Genomic DNA, 26,212 nt, shown 5'->3' with positions numbered 1-26,212 from the left:
ACTACGCGAAACAACGAACGACGGATGACTACGGTGCGGTCACGTTGATGACTTCGGAATCGACGTTGACCGGCGAGTCCTCACGCGTACTGACGCCATCGGGGACTTTCTGGAGGAACAAGTCACCACGCACAGTGGTGTTCTCGCCACTCTCTGCGCTCTGTGTGTCGTTGTAGACGCGTATCTCGTAGTCGTAGGTGTTCCCTGTCGAGAGTGAACTGACGTCGAAGCCGTATTGTGTCGGCTGGGTCGCACCGGTGTACACCGTCTCGGTCTTCGAACTGTCGACGACCGTCGTCCCATCGTCCTTCGAGATCCGGAGACGGACCTCTCGCTCGTCGGAGACCTGACCGACGTTTTCGACACCGACGTTCATCCGCGAGATGCGCCCGCGGCGGACGATCTGCGTTCCGGGCGTGTAATCTTTCGTCCCGATGTTGATGTTTGCCGGTTCGACATCCGACTGGCCGAGCTCGATGGACTGGTTCCCGCTCGTCGTGTTGGGCGTCGTCACGTAGTAGCTGTAGTTCCCTTCACGGCCCGGAGTTGCAGTGATCTCGAAGGTGAGTCCTGTGCTGGTGCCTGCCGAGATCGTCCTCGTCTTCGTCACGGAGTAGCTGGTTCCGGTGTCGGTGTTCTCGTAGACCAACGTCAGATCCATGTTGGTCCCGTCTCTGGAACCGATGTTGTCGATCTGTGTGCTGATAACCGGGTTACTGTCGTCGATATCGTTGGTGCCGTTGTTGATTTCGGCGACTGCTTGCCCTTCCATCTTTGTCACCTGATAGTACGGGCCGCCGGCGCTCCCGATCCGTAGCTGCTGGGCCTGCGAATCGTCGGTCACTCCGTCGCTTCCCCGTGCCTCCACGTCCCAGTTGTACGTCCCGGGGCCGTAGCTCGCCGTCGGCAGGGTGATCGTAATATCCGTCTCTTCACCGGGATCGAGTACGCCCGTGGTTTCCGGACTCTGTGGTGAACCGTCAAACGCCGGATGGATACTCGCCTGTCCGGCCTTCTCACCGGTGTTGTTGATCGTTACGTCGACGCTGGTGTCTCCCGAACCGCTGCTGACCCGTGCCGGTGCGTCCACGTCGGTGATGTTGAACGTCGCAGGCTGGACGTTCTCACGCTCGGTACTTACGATCTTCAGCGACACGACGGCGTCGTTGTAGTCCGGGTCGTTCGGTTGATCAGCGTTTTCGGGCAGCGCGTTCCGTTCCGATAGCTCGTACATGAAGATGTACTGATCTTCGGCGAGCTGGAGGTTCCCGTTTTCGTCGATGCTTGCATTGACCGTATCGAGCATGTCGTCCAGGCCGAGTTGGAACGCACTCGCTTGTCCGAGTGCTGGCGGTTTGTCGCCGTTACCCAGGATAATGACGTTGCTCGAACTCTTCGTGTTCGTGATATCGATCCGTTCTCCTCCCCAGTCGGAACAGGTGTACGCGTCCAGTTCGTATTCGGTCCCTTGGAAGGTCCGATAGTGATTGTATCCGTCGTCTCGATAGTCCCGACAATAGTATGACGTTCCCCAGACGGAGAGCTTCGACCCGGCAGTGACGTTCATCTCTTTGACGTACGGATTATCGATGGTCTCCCGATACATCCGCTGTTCTGCATGCGGGTGGTTGATATTGCCACCGTATTCGTCGGTCCAGAGCGGGGAAATATCTGTAGTCGTCTCGTTCTCGACGTATGTCCGGACTGTTGTCGGCGCAGCGATCTCGTATCTGCCGTAGTAGCCCGTACCGTTGCCCTCAAGTTCCGAACCGCCGGCGACGATCTCGATTCGCGCGTCTTTCGTAAATTCGAGGAACTCGCTTCCGTCGCTGTCTTCACCTTCTTCGACACCGGACCCTTCCGCTCTGACCTCCAGAATCTGGCTCAACGATCCGTTCTCGGTCTCGGCTTCGATCGTGTTCTGGCCCATGTCGAAATCAACCGAGTTGTTCTCGACAGTCGTCGTGAACGTCTTTGTCTTCTCCTGGCCGGGGTTCAGCGTCACGTCCCACTCTTCGAGGTCGGTGTTCGTCTCCTCATTTTCGAGGTCAAGGGTCTGCTCGTCGGTGGTTCCGCCGCTGTTCGTTACGGTGACGCCGATCGTGACATCGTTGGTCACTCTGACGCTGCTGGGATCGATCTCCAAGCGGTTGATGACGAAATTCGGCGCCGCGTTCCCGGCTTTGACGTAGAACGTGCTGCGCTGGGTCTGGTTCGGCGTCGTCAGGGTCACGCTGTAGGTGCCGGTGTTCGAGAACGTATGCGTGACCGATCGGGTCGCCGTATCGGTGTTTGCCAGCGTCTCGGTGCTGTTGGTGCTGGCGACGACTGTCCCGGTGTCCTCGTTCTTGACCGTCGCGTTGACGTAGCCGGTCATCGTCTGGTTGCCGACGTTCTCGACAGTCGCCGAGAACGTCTCCGTATCGCCCCGCGTGGGCGTGTTGTAGTTCAGGCTGTTGATCTCAAAGCGACCGGGGGGTCCGACGACGAACGGGACCTGCATCGAGTCACTGCCGACGGTGAAATTCAGTTGATGCTTCCCCTCGCGATTGATCGGCAGGGCGTCGCTGATATCCTGGCTGACGTTCTCGCCGGGATGGACCGTCGCACTCCAGGTGGTGTTGGGTTGGCCGGTGACGTTGAGTCCGATCGCCGCCGTCTTGGTCATGCCGCCAGTGTTGTTGACCCAGACGTGGCCGTCAGTCGTGTTGCCGACAGTCGTCCCGGTCGAGATATTCTCCGCGGAGAACCCGACGTTCGGGGTGGCCGATGGACTGTTGAACTGGACTTTCGTCGTCGAGTTATCGTCGGCCGCGACCGTGACGTTACGCGGCCTCGGGGGGCTCCCGGAGACGATATCACTGTCGTCGAGCGTGAAGGTGACCGTCTTGCTGGCCTTTCCTGCGAGGGTCAGATCCTTTGTAGTATCGACCGTTCCGTTGTTATAGACGAAGCTGACCTCTTTCGTTGCGCTTAGCCCCCCCGCGTTCCTGATTTTCGCACTGACTTCGTAGTCTGAGCCCGGTCCCGGTGTCACAGTGACGTTTTTCGCCCGGAATTCGGGGTCGGACACGTCACCAAGCTGGAACGTGATCGTAACGTTGTCGTGGGGTTCGGCGGGCATTCCGCCTTCGACGCTCACGTTCACGCGCTTGTCGTCGTAGTTGCTCCTAGCCCAGTCCGCCCATGCGCGTGCGAACGTGCTGTTGCTGATTCTCAGCGATGCGTTGTCGACCGTCGTCGGCGAGCAAGCGCCGCTGCCGTACAACTCGCGGCTGATGTTACGTTGCTCGTTGACTTCCTGCGTAACATTCGAAGTCGCTTTCAGCGTTCCGCTGGAGGTGAGGTCCCCGGTGACGTTCGTAAACGAAACTGAGAGCGAGCCGTTGTCGTAGTTCAGGTCCGGCGGCGCACTCATCACCGCACCAGCTTCGGTCATCTTCCAGACACCACCCGCCTCGTAAGCAGTGACAGTGTCTTTCCCGTCGTGTCTGATCGTTCCCATCTGCCGGGGGCCTGCCATGCAGTTAGAGTCCCCGTTTAGCGTCAGACTATAGGTCGCGTTCCGATTGATAGAGACGTCTTTATCGACCTCGTCGCTGATCTCGAACGTCTGTCCTTCCTCGTCGGACTGTTGGAAGACACTGTCGACTTTCAGCATCGTCTCCTCGGAGATCTCCTCGTTCGAGTCGGTATTTAGGTCCTCCATAACGGCAGAACCAGCCAGGAGAACGACAGCGATACCTACCATAGTAATACCGATGAGAAGCACCGCCGCCACGACAGTCGACACCCCACGCTTATCGATCGCGTTACTCCCCTCTAAAGTCATTAACTAAGCCTTACTGGGTGACAAGTAAAAGCTTTCGATTAGTTTATCTAACTCCACAGACATTTTCGAGACTAACCCGAGCCGATCGAGACAGTTTGATCGGAGCCAGGCGAGGGAGGGAAGAACGTACGTATGGAGGTGCCGGTATTTAACCGCCAGCCCCGACAGACACGGTCATGGACGAGAATCCACTGCCCGAGGTCACGGAACAGTTCGCGCGGACGCTAGCACCCGAGCCCGACGAGGTGATCGCCGAGATGGACGCGAAGGCCGACCGGGAGGGGTTCCCGACGGTCGGACCGGCGGTCGGCGGCTGGCTCCGACTGCTCGCGCGGCTGGTCGATGCCACACGGGTCTTCGAGTTTGGCTCAGGCTTTGGCTACTCGGCGTACTGGATAGCGCCAGCGATCCCCGCCGATGGAGAGATCGTCCTGACCGAGATCGACGCCGACGAACTCGACGAAGCTCGCGGCTTCCTCGATCGGGGCGGGTTCACCGACCGTGCCGTCTTCGAACACGGTGACGCCATCGAGACCATCGAGGAGTACGCCGGCCCTTTCGACGTCGTCCTGATCGACAACGAGAAACACCGGTACACGGAGGCCTTCGAGGCTGTCCGCGAGACGGTCCCCGTCGGTGGCGTCGTCGTCGCGGACAACGCTATCGAAGCGGGGCCGCTCGATTTCGAAGCCGTGCGTGCGCTGTTAGCTGGTGAGGACATCGATACCAACGAACCGAGCCGTGGGATCGCCGACTACCTCGAACGGGTCCGGGATGATCCCGACTTCGAGACGGGGCTGCTCCCGCTGGGCGAGGGCGTCGCCGTCAGCGTCCGCGTGGACTGACTGGGACCGGCGTCCCGGGCGATGGTATCTAGAAACGGCCCATGACGACCCAAAGAGTGATGATATATCATGGTGTATGTTTACACTAGTCATGGCAACGACCGACAGTGGAACGGCAGCCAGAGAGAGCGGGATCGACCGGGCGATGATCGAACGCGCCGCCGACACCGTCGGGCTCCCCGTCGGCGAACTCTGTGACGCGCTCGTAGTGTTACACGCCGAACTCATCGGTCGACATTCGGAGTTCGAGCGGGATCGCGACTACGTCACCGTCGATGGAACCCGGGCCTACCGCGTCCCGGAGTCGCGCTTCGAGACGCTGCTCGACTCGTTTCACTTCGACGGGGACGAGCGCGCGGCCATCGAGTACGCACACACCGAACAGGCGAAGCTCCTGTTCGCGAGCGCGGTCCGGGGTGACGACAACTTCGACCGCGACGAGGTCGGCGTCGTCGTCGGCATCGATACCGCAGAGCAGTTCTAGACCTCCCATTCTCGCCTGCGAAAATCGGGGTGCATAGCTTATGTGGCAGGGCCAGCAAGTGGGTGCCAGTAGCTGTCCCAGTCATGAGTTTGATGATAGATATCCGGAAGCTCGGGTTGTTCAACAAGATGGCAAAAGAGGGTGGCAACACCGTTGCGAACCACTTGAGCCAGATGACCGGGATGGAGACGGAGATGGAGATCACGAAGATCAACTTCATCGACGTCCCGGACATCAAGACACACGTCGGCGACCAGAAACAGATCGGCATCAGCATCGAGATGATCGAACAGCCCCACGGCCACATCCTCTTTCTGTTCAACGCCCAGAGCGCCAAGGAACTCGCACACGGGATGATCGGCGACATGGGCGAGACCGACCCGAACGCCAGCGGATTCACCGACATGGAGCGGTCGGCGATCCAGGAGATCGGCAACATCATGACCTCGGGGTTCATCGACGGCTGGGCGAACGTGCTGGATACGACCATCGACATCTCGACGCCGAACTTCACGTTCGGCCCCGGCAGCGGGATGATCGACCAACTCGTCGGCGACCGCGACAACGAGATGGCCCTGATGTTCGACTCACGAGTTCACGCACTGGAGTCGGACATCAACGTCAAAGTCTACACGTTCCCACGACTCGAAGAGTTGGTCGACCTGATGCAAGAGATCGAGGTGTAAGCGCTGTACGTTCGCCGACCGTTGATCGCGAACACGCTCGGCGCTGCCAGCGACGGTGAGTGAGTCCGGAGTGCTGCTGGCCCGACTCTCCCTTCTTCGAGATGTCCTTCCCGAGTGAGTCCCTCCGCGGAGCGGTCTATATTTAAAACAACCAACGAGGTGTTTCCGACAGTTCCACGAGGTATATGATGACACCGCACATGTGTGGGACTATGGAGCTACTATCAGAGTACCCGGTTCCGGAGCACGCTCGCGAGGTCAAACAGGAGGCCCGAGCGTTCGCGGAGGAGCACATCGAGCCGAACGCTGCGGACTACTACGAGTCCGGCGAGTACCCCTGGGAGGTCCTCGAAGCCGGGATGGACGCCGGTCTGGTCGCCCAGGACCTCGGCGAGGAGTGGGGTGGCAAAGGGTTCGACCTCCAGCAGGTGCTGGCGATCGCAGAGGAGTTCTACAAGGCCGACGCCGGGATCGCACTGACACTCCAGCTCGCGAGTTTCGGTGCCGAGATCGTCGAGGAACACGGCGCCGACTGGCAGAAAGAGGAGTTCCTGGAACCGGTCGCTCAGAACGATCAGATCACGGGACTGGCCGTCTCCGAACCCGAGACCGGCAGCGACCTGGCCGGGATGACCACCGCCGCCGAGAAGGACGGCGACGAGTGGGTCATCAACGGCGAGAAGTACTGGATCGGCAACGGCGTCGAGGCCGACTGGGTGACACTGTACGCCAAGACCGGCGACGACGAGAACAACCGGTACGGCAACTACTCGATGTTCATCGTCCCGACCGACGCTCCGGGGTACCACGCCGAGCACATCCCCGAGAAGATGGGCTTTCGCGCCTCGAAACAGGCTCACATCGTGCTGGACGACTGTCGCATCCCCGAGGAGAACCTCGTCGGCGTCGAGGGCGCCGGTTTCTACATGCTCGCGGACTTCTTCAATCACGGTCGTGTCATCGTCGGCGGTCACGGTATCGGGCTCGCGGCGGCCGCCATCGAGGAGGCCTGGGAGTTCGTCCACGATCGCGAGGCCTTCGGCCGGACCGTCGACGAGTTCCAGGCAGTCCAGCACAAACTCGCGGACATGCACCTGGACTTCCAGAGCGCCCGCTCGCTCACCTGGGACGCCGCCGAACGCGTCGCCAACGACGAGAACGCCGGGTACTGGGCCGCGCTGGCGAAGACCATCGCGACCGAGGCGGCGATGGACTGTGCCGAACGCGGGATGCAACTCCACGGCGGCCGGTCGGTGTTGACCGAGAACCGCATCTCCCGCGTGTATCGTGACGTGCGCATCCCGGTCATCTACGAGGGCGCCAACGACATCCAGCGCAACCTCATCTACCGCCAGGCACCGCAGTAGGACCGGCGAGACCGACACCCTACCTGTTTGGGCCACCCCTTATCTTGTCGGATCGCGTACACCAGATATGGACGACATCGAAGTCACGTTTCTCGACCGCGGGCGCGTACAGGCAGACCGGAACTTCGTCGTCGACGGCGCCAGCGTCGCGACCGCCTCGAACCGCGACCCGAGCCACGAGTACGAGACCTACGTCGTCTGGAACCTCGTGATCGAGACTCCGGAGTTGACGATCCTCTGGGACACCGGCTCCCACCCCGAGGCCGGCGACGGCTACTGGCCCGAGCCGCTGTACGAGGCGTTCGCCCACGTCGACGCCGACGAACACCACCTCGCCGACGACCTCGGCGGGGCCGGCTACGAGCTGGCAGACATCGACGCCGTCGTGATGAGCCACCTCCATCTGGACCACGCCGGCGGCCTCGCGGAGTTCGCCGGAACCGACGTGCCGGTCTACGTCCACCGCGAGGAACTCCCCTTCGCGTACTTCAGTGCCACCACCGACGAGGGGTCGATCGCCTACCTCCAGCGGGACTTCGACCACGACCTGAACTGGCAGATCGTCCACGGCGACAGCTACCACCTCGCCGACGGCGTCGAACTGCTCCACCTCCCTGGTCACACCCCCGGGCTCATGGGCGCGCTGATCGACCGCCCGGGGACGCCGCTGTTGATCGTCGGCGACGAGGCCTACGTCGAGGCCAACTACGCCGGCCAGTCGATGGCGACGAGCCTCCTCTGGAGCAACGCCGCCTGGAAGGAGAGTCTAGAGCGGTGTCGGAACATCCAACGCGAGACCGGTGCCGACGTACTCCTGGGTCACGATCTGTCGGTGTTCGAGTCGCTGGCCTGAGCGGTCGCGATGGGGGTTCTGCACGGTGTTCACGCCCCTCGCTACTGCTCACGGCTCCTCACGTCACCGTTCGCTGTCCGAGACCCCTCACTCCGTCGTCGGGCTGCATCCGCCCGACTGCTTGAGGGACCGGAGGTCCCTCTCTGTTCGGGCTCTCGCTACTGCTCGACGAGCCAGTACGTCGACTCCAAATGCTCGATAATGTAGTCGACCGTCGTCGGGTCGTACGTCCAGAACCCGTAGAAGGCCCGCGGGTCGCGTTCCTCGGCCAGCAGCGCACACTTCTGTTCGTCGTCACCGTTCCCGTCGAAGACGACGAACCACGACTCTGCGATCTCCGAACCGCGGTCGGCGTGAAGCGTGAACTCGCTGTGTGACGGCGCTTCCTCGTCCGGGACAGCGTAGGCGTGGACCTCAACACCCCGTTCGCCGAGGTGTTCGTAGAGATCGAGTTCGCCTTTGAGCGTCGAGACCGTCTGGAAGCCGGCGTGCAGCGTCCCACCGCCGACGCGAGCGGCCCGGTCCTCGATCTCACGGGAGGCCGCGACCAGTTGCGAGATCGACCAGGAGGTGAACATCGTCTCGTCGAGGTTGTCGAGAATCGGGCGATACGGCGCTTCAGAGAGCGATATATCGGGACCAGCGATCGAGTCACGGAACGACGCCAACCCCGTCGCGGTCACGATCTCGCCGTCGTCGCTGAGCGTGACGAACTCCCCTGGCCGCCCGCTCTCGGTCCGCTCGGCCCGAACGTGGACGTTCCGGTCGGCGAACTGCTCGCGGAGGTCGGCGACGACCGACGCCTCGGCGTTGAAGACCGTCAGCGTCCGCTCGTGGTCCTCGACGCCCGCGATGAGTTCCGAGAGCGACATCTCCCGTAGACGGAAGTGACCGATCGTGTTATGTGTTGCCCCATGCGAGTGCGCAATCTTAACACGAGACGCACTGCAACCGCCTGTCGTGTCACGCCGTCTGTCAACCGCACTCGTCACTGGACTGGTCCTCCTGGCGTTGGTCGTCGGCGCGTCCGCGCTCGACGCGCCGGCAAGGGATGGCACCGAGAGTGGCGGCACCGACGGAAACCACGATCTCGGCGCGGGCGCCGCCGGCAGCGAGACGCCGGAAGCCGGGCCGATCCTGTTGGCGATCACCGTCGCGATCCTGCTGGTCGTTCTCGTGTACGGGATTCGGCAGTACGGCGCCGACGATCTGGTGCTAGCGGCGCTGACCTCGGTCGTGTTGCTCGTCGCGGCTCTCGTCGTTGGGTTCAACCCCCAGACCGCAGGGGGTGGCCTCCCGGCCCAATCCGAGGAGGTAATCACCGAGGCGACCTCCGGCCCAACACAGGCATCCGGGTCACCCTGGCTGCTCGGTCTGGTGGGCGCAGTCGCGCTCGTCGTCCTCGCCGGCGTGTTGCTCCGGCGTGTGACCGGGACCGAGAGCTGGGTCCGGACCGAGGACGATACCGAGCCGGAAGACGAAAGGGCGGAGACCGAGACCGCGACGGACGTAGCCGACGCAGCGGGGCGGGCAGCCGACCGGCTGGCTGCCGACGAACAACTCGACAACGCCGTCTACCGGGCCTGGGACGAGATGACCGGGATTCTCGACGTCGAGGACGAGGCGAGCTGTACCCCCCATGAGTTCGCCGAGGCGGCCGTCGACGCCGGCTTGGCTGCCGACGACGTGGCGACGCTGACGGAGCTGTTCGAGACGGTCCGGTACAGCGACTCGCCGGCGACCGAGCGCCGCGAAGAACGCGCGGAGACGGCACTGCGGAACATCGAGCGGACCTACGGAGGGTCGTCGTGACACTCCTTCGTCGGCTCTCGCTCGCGGTTGGCGTCTGTCTGCTGCTCGCCGGCTTCGGGACCGCAGCGAGCGGCACCGGCGGAGTGACCGTCGAACCGGGCTTCGTCGTCTTCGTCGGCCTGCTCGCGGCCGGCATCGCTATCTACGCGGGATATCAGCGGTACGGGACACCACAACGGTGTCCAGAACTCCCCGACCGGGCCGGGCGCGACGTGTCACCACCCGAGACGGCCGCCGACGGGGCCGGTGTGGCGTCGAGGTTGACCCGGGACTACCGGATCGCCGACGACCTGCGGGCGTTGCTTCGACGGGCGCTCGTCCGGAACCACGAGCGGGACGAGGAGCGAGCCGAAGCTGCTATCAGCGACGGCACCTGGACGGACGACCCGAGCGCCGCAGCGTTGTTTACAGCGACTGTCGGGCGAGCGAGACAGTCTCGCGACCGGATCGCGGGACGTGTCACTGGCCGGAGCCGCTACCGGTACCGGATCGATCGAGTGGCTGCACAGCTCCGGGCGATCCTCGGTATCGATGCAGTCGACGACGTGCCCGGACGGCGGGCTCCGACACCGACAACCGGAACGGTCGAGACCGGGCGCTGGGCGGGGTTCTACACCGTCCCACTCGCGCTCCTCGGGATCGGTATCATCGGGGAGCGGCCCGCACTCGTACTGGCCGGCGCCGTCGCCGTGGTGGCCCTGGCGGTCCGGGCCGGGACGACGACGCCGGAGCCGGTCGTCACGGTCGACCGTGCCCTCTCCGAGACCGAGCCGACACACGGCGACGAGGTGACCGTGACGCTGACGGTCCGCAACGACGGCGACCGGACCCTGACGGACTGTCGGATCGCCGACGGGGTCCCGGAGACGCTCGCGGTCACCGACGGCACCCCACAACTGGCGACGGCACTCCGGCCGGAAACGACCGCGACCGTCGAGTACACCCTGCGGGCGACCAGGGGCGACCACGAGTTCACGGCGCCGACCGTCGTCGCGACCGACGCGGTCGGTGCGACGGCCACGACCACCGACGCTGCCGTCACCGGTGTCACCACCCTGTCTGTCTCGCTGCCCGCGGTGGCGGCCGACGCGCCGGTCCGGTCACAGACGAGCCGCCACCGCGGGCGAATCGACGCTGACCAGGGCGGGGACGGGATCGCGTTCTACGCGACCCGCGAGTACCGGTCGGGAGATCCGCTCTCACGCATCGACTGGAACCGGTACGCCAGCACCCGGGAGCTATCGACCCTGGAGTTTCGCGAGGAACAGTCCGCGACCGTCGTCGTCCTCGTCGACGCCCGGCCGAGCGCCTACGACGCACCCGCAGCTCCGGCCCTCGATACGACGATCGACCGGTCGGTGATCGCGGCCCGAACTGTCGTCGAGTCACGGCTCGACGCGGAGGATCGGGTCGGGCTGGCCGCGCTCGCGCCGGACCGGCTGTTCATCGGCCCCAGCGGCGGCCCGACGCACACGAACCGCCTGGAGACGACACTGGCGTCGGACCCCGTCTTCCGGCCGTCCGCGCCGGACGGCGAGTTCTACCCCGGGCCGACGCTGCGCTGGCTCCGGCGGGAACTGCCCGCCGACGCACAACTCGTCTGTTGTTCGCCGCTGGTCGACGACGATATCCGCCAGATGCTGCGGTATCTCGCGGCGTACGGCCACGCCGTCACCGTCGTCAGCCCGGACCCCGGGGTCGCCCCGACGGCCGACGGGACCATCGCGGCAGCCGACCGGCTGTTCCGGATCAGCGACCTGCGACGGGAGGGGATTCCGGTCGTCGACTGGCACCACGACGAGCCCCTGGCGGCGGCCTTCGAGCGGGCACAGGAGTGGGCGCGATGAGACAGCCACGGCTGGTCGGGGTCGCCTCGCTGCTGGCCGCACTCGTCGCCACGGCCGTCCTCGCGACGACAGCCGGCGGTGTGCCGGCGTTGCTCGGAGCGCTCGTGCTGGCCGCCGGTGTCCTCGACGCCCGGCGGCGCCTCGTCACCCTCGGGGCGATCCTGCAATGTGGGGGCGTCGTCGTCGCGGGCGTCACCGCAACCGGGGCGATCGTCCTGGTAGTGGCCGTGGCGGCAGCGGTGCTAGCCTGGGACTTCGGGCAGTACGCCGTCGATCTCGCGGAATCGATGACCGAGGACGCGATCACGCACAACGCGGAGCTCGTCCGGATCGCCGGCGGGACGCTTCTCGCTGCACTGACCGTCGGCGCGCTGTCGCTCTCCGGGCTCGTCCTGACAGTCCCGTCTGTCGGTCCCGTGACGACCGGGCTGTTGCTGGTCGGGGCGGTACTGGCAGTCGCGGGGTTGAGCGGTTAGACCGTCGGAACCGGGACTTCGCCGAGCACGTTCTCGACGATGGTGGCCTTGTCGACGTTCTCGACGCGGGCGTCAGGCGTCAACACGAGCCGGTGAGCGAGGACGGGCTGGGCGACTCGCTTGATGTCGTCCGGCGCGACGAACTCGCGGCCGGCCATCGCCGCCATCGCACGGGCGGCCTCGAAGAGCCGTTGGGTCCCACGCGGGGAGACGCCGACCTCGACGCGGTAGTCCTCGCGGGTCGCGCGAGCGATGTCGGCCATGTAGGTGAGCAGGTCGTCGTCGACCTGGACCGTCTCGGGGACGGTACGCAGTTCCTCGACCTGCTGGGGGTCCAAGACGGATTCGACCGTCGGACTCTGCGTGTCGCGGCCGGCCCGTCGACGGAGGAGTTCGACCTCCCCCTCGCTATCGGGATAGCCGATGGCGGTCTTGGCCAGGAACCGGTCGACCTGGGCCTCGGGGAGTTCGAAGGTCCCCTCCATGTCGACCGGGTTCTGTGTCGCCATGACGAAGAAGGGCTGTGGGAGGTCGTAGGTGTCGCCGTCGACGGTGACCTGGCCCTCCTCCATCGCTTCGAGCATCGCCGACTGGGTCTTGGGCGGCGCACGGTTGATCTCGTCGGCCAGGACGACGTTGGCGAAGATCGGGCCGCGAGTGAACTCGAACTCCCGTGTCTGCTCGTTGAACACGTGCGTACCGGTGATGTCGGCCGGCAGGAGGTCGGGGGTGAACTGTACGCGGGAGAAGGACAGGCCGAGGGCCGTGGCCATGCTACGGGCGGTCAGCGTCTTGCCGGTCCCTGGCACGTCTTCCAGGAGGACGTGGCCCTTCGAGACAACACCGAGGAGGACCGTCTCGAAGAATCCGCGGTCGGCGATGACTGCGCTCCCGACCTCGTCCAGGAGTCGGCTCGACAGCTCACTGGCGTCAGTGACGTCCATGGTCGACCCTGTCACGCGGACGGTAAATGTGTGTCGAGAACACGATGGCGACCGAATCGAAACCCCTAAAATGAAACCTCCGGAATACTCGGGTGAGCCGAGGTAGCCTAGCCTGGCCAAGGCGGTTGCTTCGAGAGCAACTGTCCTCACGGACTCGGGCGTTCAAATCGCCCCCTCGGCGCTCAAATTTAAATACTATTCTCTCCCCACCAACAGGTGTGGAGAGCGACAGCGTGTACCGGACCGCGATAACCCGGTTGGTAGCAGATGACGCCGAGAGAGAACTCCTCGAAGAGACGATTTCCGAGTGGAAGCGTGGGTGTAACCTCGCGGTTGAATCGTCGTGGGGCCGGTCAGATCTGCGTTCACGATCGGTGCAATCACGGGCGTACGATACCACCCGGGAGCGAACAGCACTGAAGAGCCAACATGCGGTTCTCGCGACACACCACGCGGCGGAAGCGATGCGGAGTTGTGTCGAACAACAGCCTCCGGAAGTGGCTTCAGCCCCGTCGTTTACCGCACCGACGATCCGGTACGATTCACGTACGATGACGGTGTTCGAAGATGGAACCGTCTCACTAACGACTGTCGAATCACGCGTTCGGTGTCCGCTGGCGCTCCCGGAAGAAGAGGACGGGTATCAACAGCAGTTCCTGCACAGTGACGAGTGGACGCTTGCAGAGAGTTCTCTCACGGTTCGCGATGGAGACCTATTTCTCCACATCGGATTTTCCCGACCAGTACCGGAACCCGAGCCAGCAGCCGGGGACGGAGCGGTCCTCGGTGTTGACTTCGGAGTGGAAAACCTCGCAGTAACGAGTACGGCAGCGTTCTTTTCGGGGAGCGAGCTCCGTCACCGGCGGCGGGAGTTCGAACGGATCCGTAAGCGATTACAGCAACGTGGGACCCGAAACGCACGACGAACCCTCAACCGCGTGGCTGGTCGGGAGCGCCGATACGCGAGAGACGTTCTCCACAGAGTCGCAAACGGGATTCTCGCAGAAGCGCGACGGTACGATTGTACGGTCATCGCCTTCGAAAAGCTCGGAGGGATACGCGACCGAGTCGGTGCGGTGGGGTTCTTTCACCGGTGGGCGTTCGAACAGCTACGAACCTTCGTGACCTATCGCGCGACAGAAGCGGGAATCCGTGTCGTCTCTGTCGATCCGGAAAACACGTCGTTGGAGTGTGCCGATTGTACCCACGTTGCTGCCACGAACCGACCCACACGGGCACAGTTCGTGTGCCAGCGGTGTGGGTCGTCGTCGAACGCCGACTACAACGCTGCGAAGAATATCGCACTGAGACACGTCCGTCGGGATCATCAGTCGTCTCGGGGGACGGGTGCCAGTCGATGCGCCCTCAAGTCCGGAACAGTGACGCCGACGGGCGAGTTTATCGCCTACCCGAGCGGGTTCGAGGCCGAGTTCGTGGACAAGTCCGCAGACGCGTAGCGGACAGTCGATATCTCCTCCTCGGCGTTTTCGTACTCGGCCCGCCAGCAGTCCAATTAGCAGTCGGACGGGAGGCTACGCAGGACTGTTCCGTGGCTCAGAGCCCGGCGACGACGAACACGAGGATACTAACCGCCATCACGGCGAGGATGAACGCGGCCGCCAGCGCCCCGCCCAGCGAGACCATCGCGTTGGCCGTCGAGGCGAGTGTCTCGGTACGGTCGTTACCGAAGACCGTGACCTCGGCCCGTTCGCTGGCCATCCCGGCCTCAACCGGTTCCAGGTCCGCGACGGCACGGTCGACGAGGTCGGCGATCAGGGCCGACAGTTCGGCGTCGGGGATGGCCTGCCCGACCTGGTTTTCGGCCTCGACGGTGTTGACGATGTGGGTGTCGCTGGTCATCACTTCGACCGCGTCGACCCCCTCGATGGTGTCGATGACAGTGTCCCGGAGTCCCGGTTCCATGTTGTTGCCGTCGACGAGGACGTAGGCCGTCCGGTGGTCGGCGACCTCGAAGACACAGACGCGAATCCCCAGCGGGCCGATCCCGTCTTCGGGCGCCCAGGGGGTCTCGTCCCAGGCGACGCCACACCGGAGGTCACCCCGCTGGCTGTCACCCAGGATATCGCCCAACCGGCCGGCTCCGTAGATCATGTCGAACGATCGCTGGCTCCCGGGAACGACGTGACCCAGGTCCTCGCCCTCCAGGCCGTCGTTACAGTTGTGTGCGTCGACCAGCAGGACGTCGTCGATCCCGCCGGTCCGGGCTTCGGACATCGCCGAGAGGCCGACGGCGTAGTCGACGTCGTCGGCACAGCCGGGCGCGTACGTGGTGACGATGAGGGCGTCGTCGCCGAAGGACTGCCCGATCAGGGTCGCCTCCCCCTCGGTGATCCGCCGGCCGACCGTCGCCTCGGTGTCGTACTCGATCCCGTCGTAGGCGTCCTGGGCGGTCGAGAGGATCGTATCGACCTCCCGTTCGGTGACGAGGTTGAAGTCGTGGCCGGCGGTCGCGTGTGGCGGGAAGGCCAGCCCTTCTGCGTCGGCAGCCACCCGCTTTGGGAGGTTCCCGCCGCCGATCTCGCCCATCGGTCCGGGGTGGATCATCGGGAGGACGAATCGAGCCTTCTCCTCGCCGTCGAGGCGTCTGACCGACAGCACCGTCACGGGGACGATCGCTTCCTCGCCGATCTCCTCGAAGAACTCCTCCAGTTCCCGAGTCCCTTCGGCGATATGGCCGACGAACCCCCGCAGGAAATCCAGCGCCGAGACGCCCAGCGACCGGCGCCAGGGCTGGTCGATCGCGACCAGGAACAGCCAGACCGCCAGCCCGTAGATGGCACAGATAACCGCGAGTACGACGAAGTCGGCCGGGATGAACCCCTGGATTTCCGGGGGCGCCTGCTCGGCGCGGGCAAGCAGTTCCTGGAGCATCGGGTCTTCGAGGATGAAGGCGGTCGTCCCGCTGTAGATCGCCAACAGGACCGCCGCCGTCACCGTCTGGACACTGGCCGGAACGATCGCCCGGAGCAGCGAGTGCCGGGAGATCGCCATCATGATCAGGATACGGAAGGCGAAGATCGAGGCCAGCGCAACGATCAGCGCGTCGAAGACGAAGTTCTGGCCCAGCTGTGGGACCAGCAGGACGACGACGCCGGCGACGGTGAGGATAGCGATCGTGATGACCTCACAGAGCAGCGCCAACAGTGACGCATGGTTAGGCGTCAACTGGCCGCCGAGTTGCTTGTCGACCCACGGGGTCACCGCCCCCGCCACGACAGTCGGAATACCGATGAAGAACACGCCCTGCCAGGCGTCGTCGAGGACGAACCGGGAATCGAAGGCGGCGACGCCGGTTATCGCGGCGATACACAGCGCGAAGACGAGACTGGAGTACCAGTTCGGCGCCCGGAAGATGAACCGGGAGAGACTCGCCAGGTTGCCCTGTGTCGCCGTCATTTATATATCACACTCCGTCGACCGTACTAAAGCTATCCACTCGCGACTGCACAGTGACAGTTACTGGCGTGGGGCCGCGTTGCGATCACAGACGGCCAAGAAGTTCTCGAAGACCGCTTCGCCCTCTTCAGTGTGTGCGACCTCGGGGTGCCACTGGACGCCGTAGATATCGGCGTCCGTATCGCTCATGGCTTCGACGCCACAGACGTCGGAGGTGGCGGTCCGCTCGAACCCGTCGGGGACTTCCTTGACCTCGTCGGCGTGGCTGGCCCAGACGCGCGTCTCGGGGTACAGCGAGCCGATCAGCGGGTCGTCCTCGTCCAGAACTTCGACCGTAACGTCCGCGTAGCCACCGTACTCGCCGCTGCCGACGCGACCGCCCAGTTCCGCCGCGATCAGTTGCATCCCGAGACAGATCCCCAGAACCGGAACGTCGAGGTCGAGGTAGTCGGGGCAGTTGCCGATATCGTCCATGTCCGGGCCGCCCGAGAGAACGATCCCGTCGGCGTCGATCTCCGCCGGTGGCGTCGTGTTGTCGACGAGTTCCACGTCGACACCCATGTCCCGGAGCGCACGCTGCTCCAAGTGGGTGAACTGGCCGTGGTTGTCGATGACTGCGATACTGGTCATTACTGGCCACGACGCCGTGCGGGCACATATATGTCTTGGAACTGGTCCCACAGCCGGTTCCGGACCCTGCGGGCGAGTCTACGGAGGGTCGTCGTGGCCCGCAGTTCCAGCGTGACGACGTTGCCGTCCGCGACTCGATCGACCCAGACCGATCCCTCGTAGCTCTCGATCACCCAGGTGACCAGCCACAGCCCAACGCCGCTTGCGTGATTGAGCGGTGTCTCGTCAGTCGCGGTAAACGCCGTCAACTCCCGGTCCTCGATGGGTGGACAGTTGTCCTGGACGTGGACACGGAGACGGTTCCCGACCCGTTCAGCGGTGATGCCGACCCACGGATCACCCTCGGCGTGGACCACGGCGTTCTCCAGGAGGTTGTCCACGACCGTCTCGAACTGCCAGTCGACGTACACGACGGCACTCTCCGGGAGTGTCACCTCGACGGTCACGTCGGGCCGTGACTGTTCCAACGCCGCGAGACGGTCCTCGATAACGGGAACGATATCCGTCGGTGTCTGGGCGGTACGGTCGGCGGCGACGGCCGCGTCGATCTGGCGTGCCTTCTCGGTGGTCGAGATCATCCGGTCGACGGTCGTCGACATCCGATCGACCCTGTCGGCTGCGTCGCCGGTCGTCTCGGCTTCGAGGACACTCAGGTGACCCAGCACGACGTTGAAATCGTTGCGCATGTCGTGTCTGAGCACGCGGTTGAGGACCGCGTTGCTCTGACGGAGTCGCCGCCGCGCCCGACGGAGTTCGAGCAGCGCGCCCACGAGAATCCCGACGAATCCGCCCATCGCGATACTGCTTGCGAGCAACGCCGAAACCAACGACGTCGAAGGGACACCGACGACGAGAGTTCCGAGGGTTACGAGCGTGAGAAGTGCGATTCCGAGCCCACCCCATTCGGCGACAGTCCAGATCTGGTCGCCCTCCAGGCCGCTCCGGGGGAGCCAGTAGTTCGCCGCCGCCAGCGACAACGCGGGGACCAGCCCGGTCGCGACAACCAGGAGACCCGAGGGTCCCGCGTCGAGGACGGACGCCGCGTGACAGGCGAGTGCGAGCGTCAGCGTCACGCCGATGGCGACCAGATAGCCCGTCCCGAGTGTCCCTTTCGACACTGTCGGGGTCTTCACGAATGTCTTGGCGTATTACGGGGGGGTATTTAGATCCGCGCCACTAGAGTATCAGTTCTGATAATCCCCCGCGTCCTCGTCGTCGTGATACCGCTCCGCCGCCGACTCGAAGCCCAGTTCCGACTGCTCTTTCGAGCGCCGCCCCTCACGCTCGGCCAGGGCCTCCGGGTCCGGCCCGGCATCGTCGTCGATCCGTGCCCACGACTGGTGGACCTTCGCGTGACACCACCGGCAGAGATAGACGGTGATCTCGTGATCGAGGGTGTCCCCCGAGGAATCGCGGCCTCGCGGTTCGCGTTGCTCACCGCTTGGTTGATCCGAGGTCCGCTCGTCGCGGTCCTCGCTGTAGGAGAGGTGGTGTTCCTCCAGCAGCGGCCGCTCGTCGGAGTGGGCCATCCGCCGCTCCGTCAACCCACAGCGGACACACTCACGGTCGTGTTGTCGGCACCGGAAGTGGGGGCAGTCGGCCCACTCCCACTCGGCCTCGTCTCGCGGGGCAGGTCGCTCCCCGCCCGACTGTTCCGAGACACCACGCGTCTCGCGGGTGTCGCCGTCCGGCGCCACGGCGGCCGGACACCGGAACTCGTCGGCGCTCCGGGCGTCGGCGAACTCGGGGTCGTGGTGGCCGTGCTCGCGCGCCCACCGACACTTCCCCTCGTCGGTGACGAAATCACAGCGGTCGGCGTGGTCGTAGGGGTTGTCGACGCCGACGCTCGTCCCGCCCGGTGCCTTCTCCATGCCGCCGTCTGTGGCTCGGACGCTATTCAATCTGTCCGGGTTGTGGCGGTCGCTGGGTTCCCGCTCGCGGCAGTCGCATCGTCACGACCGTCCCCTGTGGGTCGCGGTCACCGATCGTTACCTCCCCGCCGAGGCTCCTGACCAGCCAGTAGATCGACCACAGACCGATCCCGCTTCCGTGCTGGAGTGCTGTCTCGGTTTCGTCGCTCAGTGGTCGTCGCTCCCGTTCGGGGATTCCCGGCCCCGTGTCCTCGATGTCGACAACGACGTGCTCCGTCTCGATAGTAACCCCCAGACGGACCTCCGGGTCGGTTCCCTCCGGTGTCCCATAGTATCCGTGTTCGACGGCGTTTTCGAGGGCTTCGCGGATAGCGATCCCGAGTCGCTCGTCACCGGCGACCGACGCGACTTCGGGGGTGTCGACGACGAACGGACAGTCAGGATACTCCGCTGCGATCCGTCGTCGTTCCCGGACCAACACCGAGACAGCATCGATAGTCCGGTCGGCCGACGAGGACCGCAGGACTTCGGTGACCTCGCGAGCCTTCTCGCTGAGGCGTCCGAGTTGCTGTGCACGGTCGACGATACGTCTGGCTGCTGTCCCCAGTTCCCCGTCGAGTTCCTCCGTGAGGACCGTGCTATTCCCTTCGATGACGTTGACCGTGTTGCGGATGTCGTGACGGAGGACCCGTTCGAGGACAGCCAGTTGTTGCTCGCGCTGGCGCCTGTCGGTAACGTCCGCGAGCGCGATCATATGTCCGGAGACGGAATCGTCGGCGGCGTCGGTGATCGGTGCCGACCAGACGTTCACGTCGATCAGCGAACCGTCCTTGCGCTGTCGTTTCGTCGCTACGCCCTCGATGACGTTCCCGGCGTCGACCCAGGCCTTGTGGCGCTGGAACTCGTCGGTCCGATCGGCCGGAACGAGCGGGTACTGCTGGTCACAGATCTCTGTCGCAGTCCAGCCGAACAACCGCTCGGCTCCACTGGACCACGAGCGGACCGTCCTGTCGTCGTCGATCGCGACGAGTGCTACGGGAGAGGTCTCGAAGATAGCTTTGAGCCGATTCCGTGATCGTTCGCTCCGTCGTCGCTCGCGTTCCCGGCGAACATCGTAGACACCGGTCAACAGGCCGCCGACCGCGCCGGTCCCGGCCACCCAGGCAGTGACGAGATACGGGTCGGCTAAGGCGATGTCGTATGCACGCTGGTACGCGACGACGACGAGGGCAAGCGTCGTGATCGGGAGCGACCCGGCCAGCGACCACGCGACGAGTCGTCGGACCGCGCCGCTGCCAAGATCACTCGCAAGGAGCCAGCGGGCGCCCACGACCAACGGGGCGACGATACAAACCAGGGCCGCCCCCGCGACAACCTGTCCCTCGGCCGGCGTCGATCGACCGCCGAGCCTGAGCACGGTCGCGGACCCGACGACGAGCGCGGGCACCAGCAACACCAGCGTCCCGCCGATCCGCCACTGCCGCTCCGTGGGACGGGCGAGCAACCGAGCCATCGCTATCCGAACCCACTCGACACCTCGATTCATATCCCGAGTTCATGCTTTCCAGGGTATGAATCCCGTAACGGGTTCCCACCAGATAGGAACGTGCCCGGCAGCCACAACAGCTAACACCCACTCGGTCCTGGGTCGGGAACATGCGCGTCGTCCACGACCCCGAGGGTGCTGCCCGCACGCTCGCGACGGAGGTCGACCGGGCCGAATCGGCCTTCGAGCAGTCCCGGGGGTTGATGTTCCGGCGGTCGATTCCCGACGACTACGCCCTGGTCTTTCCGTTCGACGGACCCGGTCGCCGGTTCATCCACATGCTGTTCGTGGCGTTCCCGCTCGACGTGATCTGGCTGGCCGACGGGGCGGTCCAGGCGAAAAAGACGATGCACCCCTGGCGATCGGTCGGCTGGGCGAACGCGGATACGGTCCTCGAACTGCCAGCAGGGGCGGCTGAGGGCGTCAGCGAGGGGGATACGATCGTCGTCGAGTGAGCACGGCGCATCCGCCACCTTTTAGACCATGAAGGTTAGAGTAGTCACCACTATGTCGGAATACCCGACGGAGGATAGAGGAAGTCGCCGCAAGGCGGCTGGCCGAGAAATTCGTCCCGCTGTGTGATGGAAGTGGATTTTCTGTGAGTCAGAACCCATTGTTCGGAGGGCACCCAGCGACGCGTGCCCTCACAGATGTCGGTGAGGTACAGTTCCTGGATACGACCCTGCGCGACGGCGAGCAGGCCCCCGGCGTCTCGCTGACGCCCGACGACAAGGCCCGAATCGCGCGCAAGCTCGACGACGCACGCATCGACGTCGTCGAGGCCGGCAGCGCCTGTACCGGCCCCGGCGAACGCGAGACGATCTCGCGAGTCGCCGAGCTCGACCTCGACGCGACGGTAACCAGCTTCTGCCGTGGCATCAAAAACGACATCGACCTCGCGCTGGAGTGTGACGTCGACGGTATCAACCTCGTCGTCCCGGCGAGCGACAAACACGTCGAGCGGAAGGTCGGCACCTCCCGCGAGGAGAACGTCGCCGCGACGATGGAGTTAGTCGAATACGCCACCGACCACGGCCTCTGGGTCGAGGTCATCGGTGAGGACGGCTCCCGGGCGGAGTTAGACTACCTCGAAGAGTTGTTGGGGGCCGCGCTGGATGCCGGTGCCGACCGCATCTGCTGGGCCGACACCGTCGGGCACGCCACGCCGGACCGGGCACTCGAATGTGTCTCCCGGCTCGCCGACCTGGGACCGGTCAGCACCCACACCCACGACGACCTCGGACTCGCCGTGATGAACGCGCTTGTCTCCGTAGCCGCCGGTGCCGATCTGGTCCACGGGACGATCAACGGCATCGGCGAGCGGGCCGGCAACGTCGCCCTGGAGGAGGTCGCGATCGCACTCGATCACGGCTACGGCGTCGAGACGATGGACCTGACAGAGGTGTACGACCTCGCCGACCTCATCGCCAACCGGACCGGCATCCCGCTGGCCCCGAACAAGGCCGTCGTCGGGCAGAACGCCTTCACCCACGAGAGCGGCATCCACACCGACGGCACGCTCAAAGACGACGCGATGTACGAGCCGTACCCGCCGGAGAAGGTGGGTCGGGAGCGCCGCCTCGCGCTGGGTAAACACGCCGGCCGGGCCGGCGTCGAGGCTGCGCTGGACGAGCACGACGTCGAGGTGACCGACGAACAACTCGACGAGATCGTCGCCCGCGTCAAGGAGATCGGCGACCGCGGCAAGCGGGTCACCGACGCCGACCTGCTGACTATCGCCGACGACGTGACCGGTCAGGAGCAGGACCGCCGGGTCGAACTACTCGGCCTGACGGCCGTCTCCGGATCGGACACGCCGACCGCGAGCGTCCGGCTCTCGGTCGACGGCGAGGAGCGAAAGGAGGCCTCCGTGGGCTCGGGGCCGGTCGACGCCGCGATGAACGCCGCCGAAACCGCACTCTCTCACGCCGCCGACGCGACCCTGGAGGACTACCACGTCGACGCGATTACCGGCGGGACCGACGCCGTCGTCACCGTCGAGATCGAGATGTCCCGCGGCGACGACCACGTCCGAGTCTCGGCGAGCGACTCCGACATCACCCGTGCGTCGGTCCGGGCGATGGTCGACGCGATGGACCGACTGGTCGCCGACGACAGCGAACGGCTCGTCGCCGACGACTGAGTCGAACAGACGACTGTTCTCCGTGTCGTCGACGACAGAGCGGCACCCGTCGCCAACGACTGGGTCGGGACGGCCGCGCGTTTGTCGGGCTGGCGTAGAACGGTTCTGGCAGGTCGATCTCGGGACCGGTTACTCCCCCTACTCGGGGGGCTTCGAAGTCCTGTCAGAGTGACAGTGAATCGGGACGATCGTGGTCGAGAAAATCCGAGTGACATGCATCGACGATGACACGCACCGATGTGGGTTCGAGCGACAGTTCCCGTGTCACTCGATCGAGACGGTCGCGTTCCCGGCCTGCTGGCCGTTCAGGCGCGTTTCGACGGTGTACTCGCCGGGCTCCGTCGGATTCGAGACGGTGGGGTACTCGATCATCACGGTGTCCCCGGACTGGAGTGTGTACCCGGTGTCGAGCGTGATATCGAACGAGAAGGCGTTGTTGTTGACGCCGCTGACGTGGGATTCGTCGAACGCCTCCTCGATCTCGCCGTCACCGTCCGTGTCGACGCCGACGGCGACCGCCTCGTGTTGTGCGCTGTCCACGACGAACCGATCCCGTGGGTACGTGGCACCGATTTCAGTCAGTTCCTCCCCCGCTCTCGCGTCGGTGACCTCGATAGCGATCGACTGCGTGACACCCGTGGCTCCCGTCCTGTTGTCCTCAAGCTCGACTCCGCCGTCGGTTGCAGGTTGGCCAGCCCCCGACAGTGTCGAACAGCCGGCCAACCCGACTAGTACCACGAGTCCGACCGCGAGTAGTGGTCTGTTCACACCGGCTCTGGGGAGCAGGGGGGTGAGTATCTTATGGCCCCGGACCCCCGCGGTCGCTCGGGCGCTGATCGCTTTTGGATTGGCCGGCCCAACGGGATATGTTCGCGAGGGGTAACTGCTCCGGACCGGCAGGTCCGGATCGCCCCGCGTCGGAGTGAGGACGACAGCAGTACTGTATGATAACTGGGGCGTGGCTGTCGTCCGCAGTGTCCCAGGTATCAGTTTTTGTTATCGAACCGTCGTCGGGAATCCGAGCGAAGCGTTTCTACGGGTCAAAAAGGGCTGTTAAGAGGAATATGCGAACCGATTTTATGTGCGGAGCCATTATCGCTACTGTGAATTTTAGCGATAATGGGGACCGAGCCATCTCTCCGGTCGTCGGAACCGTGTTGCTCGTCGCCATTGTCCTGGTACTTTCGACCGTCGGAGCTGGCATGTTTTTCAGTCTGACCGACGAGACTGATCCCCGACCCACCGTCGTCCTAGGAGGAGAGCAAACGGAGAGCGCTCAGCACGAACTCCGTCACCGAAGCGGGGAGACGCTGGACGGTGATAGACTCGAATTCCAGGGTGTCGCGGACTCCGAGGCGGCCGCTGGGGAGACGCTATCGAGCGGCGATTCGCTGCTCGTCTATCCGACCGCAGAGGAGATCCAGATCGTGTGGTACGGTGACAACGACGAATCGTACGTTCTCACGACAGTGTCCGTCGAGGACACCCTCCCCGAACCGGACGAGAACTGCGGCTGGGTCGATGCCGAGACCAACGGCGGCACTGACGAGATCACGATAGACAACGAGGTGGTGAACTGTGACATCGAAACCGACGGACAGGTCAAGATCCGGAACGGCGGCGTCGTGATCGGAGACGTGGTGAGCGACCTGAAAGAGTTAGACGGTGATAACGCGGAAGTCTACGGGGACGTGACCGTCGAAGCCGTCCTGAATCTACAGGACGGCAGAATCACCGGGAGTGCAACGTCCCGAACTGCGGACGTAAAGCTCGGGAACGCGACGGTCGAGCGATCCGTCGAGGCGGAGAAAGTCGCAGAGGTGACCGACGGGAGCACCGTCCAGGGCGACGTAGAGAGCAACACGAAAGATAGCAAAGTTCTCGGTGACAGCGTCGTAGAGGGGTCCGTGACCGCGGACGGCATCGTGAAGGTTCAGGACTCGGAGATCCAGGGCGATGTCTATATCGATCCCGCCGATTTCGACTGTACGAACGCCACGATCGGCGGGCAGGACTGTGGTTCGTACACGCCGAAAGATCCGAACAAGTGGTGAGACCCGCTTTGGGTTTCGATCGGATGAGATACTGTAGTGGCATCGTTGCCGACGAAACTTCTGGATCGGGCCGTGTGAACAAAATCGGGCCGGCAGTTCCCGTACGATAACCGGGTCTGACTGTGCTGGGGGTCGTTCAAGACTGCCAAGCGGGAGTTCCCCGAATGTTACTCGGCGATGTCGACGACGGCGTCCAGCCCGTCAACCTCGTAGGTCGGCGTCACCGAGAGGTCGGTGTCGACGGTGTGTGGCCGGCGGACGAACGCCGAATCGATGCCCGCCCGCCGGGCCGCCTCGATGTCCGATTCGCTGTCGCCGACGTACAGCGCGTCAGTCACACCGAGGTCCGCCAGTGCCTGTTCGATGTAGTAGGGGCTGGGTTTCTTCCGCTGGAGGCTCTCGACGGTCGGCGGGCGGCCCCGGACAGTCCCGAAGTGTCGATCCAGTCCGAAGTGGTCGAACGCGAAATCGACGGTCGCCTGCTGGTTCGAGGAGACCACGCCCAGTGGCCCGTCGAGTCGATCGAGGACTCTGACGTCGCCGTAGGGACGTTTCTCTCCCGCCCGGATCGCCGCCCGCTGAGCCTCGGAGATTGCCCGGTCCCGAGCCGTCCAGAACCGCTCGGGGTCCAGCCCGTAGTGGCGACAGACCGCGTCGAGTCGGTCCGGTGTGACGCCGATACGCATCGCTTCCAGATGGTCGGGCCGGGGATCGACGACGCCGACCCGTCTGAACGCGTGCCGGGTACCCGCCTGGTGGGTCCGCATACTCGTCAGGGTCAACAGGACGCCGTCGTTGTCGAAGACGACCGACTCGTAGCTCATCGACAACCGCTGGGAGGCCAGCGGGCAGAAGCGTTTCGCTCTCGGTCAGAACCCGAGATCGTCGTCTTCCCGTTCGAACTCCTCGGGAGAGCGGCCCGCCTGGTCGACGACCTCGTCGGAGACGACGATCGGGCAATCGACGCGCAACGCGATCGCGATGCTATCGGAGGGACGTGCGTCGAACACCAGATCCCGGCGGCGGTCCTCCGTGTACTGCTCGGCGTCGATCTTCGCGTAGAAGGTGCCGTCGGCCAGATCGTCGATACGAACCCGATCGATCGCACCACCGAACTCCGCGACCATCTCGACGAGGAGATCGTGCGTGAGCGGCCGTTCGAACGGCTCGCCGTCGATCGCTAACTGCATCGACTGCGCCTGGTCGGAGCTGACGAAGATCGGGACGATCTCTCCACGCGCACGGAGGAGGACGACCGGCGTCCCCGTCCCCTCGTCGTCGACGCCGACACCGACGCCCTCGACCGTGGCCTCGTGTTCCATACTCGGGGTTGTAGACGGAGCTATGAAAATGTATACCCTGCTACCGACTGTCGCTATCGTCGCACAGGCGGCGAACACGGTAC

At 64.4% G+C, this 26,212-nt stretch carries 23 protein-coding genes and 1 tRNA gene; 13 read left to right on the top strand and 11 right to left on the bottom strand.

The genetic code is table 11. The features are described from left to right. Window positions 1-28: 28 nt before the first annotated feature. Entirely contained in the window at window positions 29-3,832 is a 3,804-nt protein-coding gene (locus VJ109_RS11515) for a DUF7289 family protein (RefSeq protein WP_434737256.1), read from the bottom strand. A gap of 176 nt (window positions 3,833-4,008) precedes the next feature. On the opposite strand from VJ109_RS11515, the gene VJ109_RS11510 reads away from it, so the two are divergent. The 5 genes from VJ109_RS11510 (at window position 4,009) to VJ109_RS11490 (ending at window position 8,067) form a co-directional block, all read left to right on the top strand. Continuing rightward, window positions 4,009-4,677: an O-methyltransferase gene (locus VJ109_RS11510; protein ID WP_324756843.1), complete on the top strand. Its 669-nt coding sequence runs from the start codon at window positions 4,009-4,011 to the stop codon at window positions 4,675-4,677. A 91-nt stretch (window positions 4,678-4,768) separates the two neighbouring features. Beyond that, window positions 4,769-5,161, top strand: coding sequence for a DUF8048 family protein (locus VJ109_RS11505; protein WP_324756841.1), 393 nt, complete (start codon window positions 4,769-4,771; stop codon window positions 5,159-5,161). 83 nt (window positions 5,162-5,244) lie between these two features. Continuing rightward, window positions 5,245-5,847, top strand: a complete 603-nt coding sequence (locus VJ109_RS11500; protein WP_324756840.1) for a chemotaxis protein CheC — start codon at window positions 5,245-5,247, stop codon at window positions 5,845-5,847. 212 nt (window positions 5,848-6,059) lie between these two features. Beyond that, complete coding sequence (locus tag VJ109_RS11495; protein WP_324756839.1) at window positions 6,060-7,214, top strand: acyl-CoA dehydrogenase family protein; 1,155 nt, start codon at window positions 6,060-6,062, stop codon at window positions 7,212-7,214. A 67-nt stretch (window positions 7,215-7,281) separates the two neighbouring features. After that, window positions 7,282-8,067, top strand: coding sequence for an N-acyl homoserine lactonase family protein (locus VJ109_RS11490; RefSeq protein WP_324756837.1), 786 nt, complete (start codon window positions 7,282-7,284; stop codon window positions 8,065-8,067). A gap of 158 nt (window positions 8,068-8,225) precedes the next feature. On the opposite strand, the gene VJ109_RS11485 is transcribed toward VJ109_RS11490, so the two are convergent. Beyond that, complete coding sequence (locus tag VJ109_RS11485; RefSeq protein WP_324756835.1) at window positions 8,226-8,939, bottom strand: DICT sensory domain-containing protein; 714 nt, start codon at window positions 8,937-8,939, stop codon at window positions 8,226-8,228. An 88-nt stretch (window positions 8,940-9,027) separates the two neighbouring features. Between VJ109_RS11485 and VJ109_RS11480 the strand changes: the two genes are divergently transcribed. Genes VJ109_RS11480 through VJ109_RS11470 form a run of 3 tightly spaced genes read left to right on the top strand, consistent with a single transcriptional unit; the run spans window position 9,028 to window position 12,202 of the window. Continuing rightward, a complete protein-coding gene (locus tag VJ109_RS11480; RefSeq protein ID WP_324756834.1) occupies window positions 9,028-9,879 on the top strand; it encodes a DUF4129 domain-containing protein in 852 nt (283 codons plus the stop codon). After that, window positions 9,876-11,726 carry a DUF58 domain-containing protein gene (locus tag VJ109_RS11475; protein ID WP_324756833.1) on the top strand — a complete coding sequence of 617 codons (1,851 nt, stop codon included), beginning with the start codon at window positions 9,876-9,878 and terminating at the stop codon, window positions 11,724-11,726. The genes VJ109_RS11480 and VJ109_RS11475 overlap by 4 nt, the downstream gene beginning before the upstream one ends. Then, window positions 11,723-12,202, top strand: a complete 480-nt coding sequence (locus tag VJ109_RS11470) for a DUF7519 family protein (RefSeq protein WP_324756831.1) — start codon at window positions 11,723-11,725, stop codon at window positions 12,200-12,202. Before VJ109_RS11475 ends, VJ109_RS11470 begins: the two co-directional genes overlap by 4 nt. Here the strand turns inward: VJ109_RS11470 and VJ109_RS11465 are convergent. Beyond that, window positions 12,199-13,146 (bottom strand): AAA family ATPase, encoded by a 948-nt coding sequence (locus VJ109_RS11465; protein WP_324756829.1) that lies wholly within the window; start codon window positions 13,144-13,146, stop codon window positions 12,199-12,201. The genes VJ109_RS11470 and VJ109_RS11465 overlap by 4 nt on opposite strands. Window positions 13,147-13,242: 96 nt before the next feature. On the opposite strand from VJ109_RS11465, the gene VJ109_RS11460 reads away from it, so the two are divergent. Both VJ109_RS11460 and VJ109_RS11455 read left to right on the top strand, forming a co-directional pair. Next, window positions 13,243-13,327 (top strand) — tRNA-Ser (locus tag VJ109_RS11460). 37 nt (window positions 13,328-13,364) lie between these two features. Further along, the gene (locus tag VJ109_RS11455; protein WP_324756827.1) at window positions 13,365-14,603 is read left to right on the top strand and encodes an RNA-guided endonuclease InsQ/TnpB family protein; all 1,239 of its coding nucleotides are present in this window, start codon (window positions 13,365-13,367) and stop codon (window positions 14,601-14,603) included. A 97-nt stretch (window positions 14,604-14,700) separates the two neighbouring features. Here VJ109_RS11455 and VJ109_RS11450 read toward each other — a convergent pair whose 3' ends face one another. Genes VJ109_RS11450 through VJ109_RS11430 form a run of 5 tightly spaced genes read right to left on the bottom strand, consistent with a single transcriptional unit; the run spans window position 14,701 to window position 20,610 of the window. Next, window positions 14,701-16,563 carry a DUF2070 family protein gene (locus VJ109_RS11450; RefSeq protein ID WP_324756825.1) on the bottom strand — a complete coding sequence of 621 codons (1,863 nt, stop codon included), beginning with the start codon at window positions 16,561-16,563 and terminating at the stop codon, window positions 14,701-14,703. A 60-nt stretch (window positions 16,564-16,623) separates the two neighbouring features. Continuing rightward, window positions 16,624-17,193, bottom strand: a complete 570-nt coding sequence (locus VJ109_RS11445; RefSeq protein ID WP_324756823.1) for a GMP synthase subunit A — start codon at window positions 17,191-17,193, stop codon at window positions 16,624-16,626. Further along, window positions 17,193-18,326, bottom strand: a complete 1,134-nt coding sequence (locus tag VJ109_RS11440; protein ID WP_324756822.1) for a sensor histidine kinase — start codon at window positions 18,324-18,326, stop codon at window positions 17,193-17,195. The genes VJ109_RS11445 and VJ109_RS11440 overlap by 1 nt, the downstream gene beginning before the upstream one ends. Before the next feature lie 51 nt (window positions 18,327-18,377). Further along, window positions 18,378-19,064, bottom strand: coding sequence for a DUF7097 family protein (locus tag VJ109_RS11435; protein ID WP_324756821.1), 687 nt, complete (start codon window positions 19,062-19,064; stop codon window positions 18,378-18,380). A 22-nt stretch (window positions 19,065-19,086) separates the two neighbouring features. Next, on the bottom strand, window positions 19,087-20,610 hold the full coding sequence (locus VJ109_RS11430; protein ID WP_324756819.1) for a sensor histidine kinase: 1,524 nt from the start codon (window positions 20,608-20,610) through the stop codon (window positions 19,087-19,089). A 110-nt stretch (window positions 20,611-20,720) separates the two neighbouring features. Here VJ109_RS11430 and VJ109_RS11425 point away from each other — a divergent pair, with 110 nt between their 5' ends. Further along, entirely contained in the window at window positions 20,721-21,065 is a 345-nt protein-coding gene (locus tag VJ109_RS11425; protein ID WP_324756818.1) for a DUF192 domain-containing protein, read from the top strand. Window positions 21,066-21,208: 143 nt separating this feature from the next. Next, complete coding sequence (locus VJ109_RS11420) at window positions 21,209-22,753, top strand: (R)-citramalate synthase (RefSeq protein WP_324756816.1); 1,545 nt, start codon at window positions 21,209-21,211, stop codon at window positions 22,751-22,753. Window positions 22,754-23,017: 264 nt separating this feature from the next. On the opposite strand, the gene VJ109_RS11415 is transcribed toward VJ109_RS11420, so the two are convergent. Continuing rightward, the gene (locus tag VJ109_RS11415) at window positions 23,018-23,521 is read right to left on the bottom strand and encodes a hypothetical protein (protein WP_324756814.1); all 504 of its coding nucleotides are present in this window, start codon (window positions 23,519-23,521) and stop codon (window positions 23,018-23,020) included. 335 nt (window positions 23,522-23,856) lie between these two features. Between VJ109_RS11415 and VJ109_RS11410 the strand changes: the two genes are divergently transcribed. Beyond that, window positions 23,857-24,807 (top strand): polymer-forming cytoskeletal protein, encoded by a 951-nt coding sequence (locus VJ109_RS11410; RefSeq protein WP_324756812.1) that lies wholly within the window; start codon window positions 23,857-23,859, stop codon window positions 24,805-24,807. Window positions 24,808-24,974: 167 nt separating this feature from the next. Here the strand turns inward: VJ109_RS11410 and VJ109_RS11405 are convergent, their stop codons facing one another. Both VJ109_RS11405 and VJ109_RS11400 read right to left on the bottom strand, forming a co-directional pair. Further along, window positions 24,975-25,631 (bottom strand): HAD family hydrolase, encoded by a 657-nt coding sequence (locus VJ109_RS11405; protein WP_324756810.1) that lies wholly within the window; start codon window positions 25,629-25,631, stop codon window positions 24,975-24,977. A 45-nt stretch (window positions 25,632-25,676) separates the two neighbouring features. Then, on the bottom strand, window positions 25,677-26,129 hold the full coding sequence (locus tag VJ109_RS11400; RefSeq protein ID WP_324756808.1) for a bifunctional nuclease family protein: 453 nt from the start codon (window positions 26,127-26,129) through the stop codon (window positions 25,677-25,679). Window positions 26,130-26,212: the final 83 nt, after the last annotated feature.

The sequence above is a fragment of the Haloarcula montana genome (genome assembly GCF_035666295.1).
Lineage (GTDB): Archaea > Halobacteriota > Halobacteria > Halobacteriales > Haloarculaceae > Haloarcula > Haloarcula montana.
Note: the sequence above shows the minus strand (reverse complement) of the source record. Positions and strands in the feature narration are given on the sequence as shown.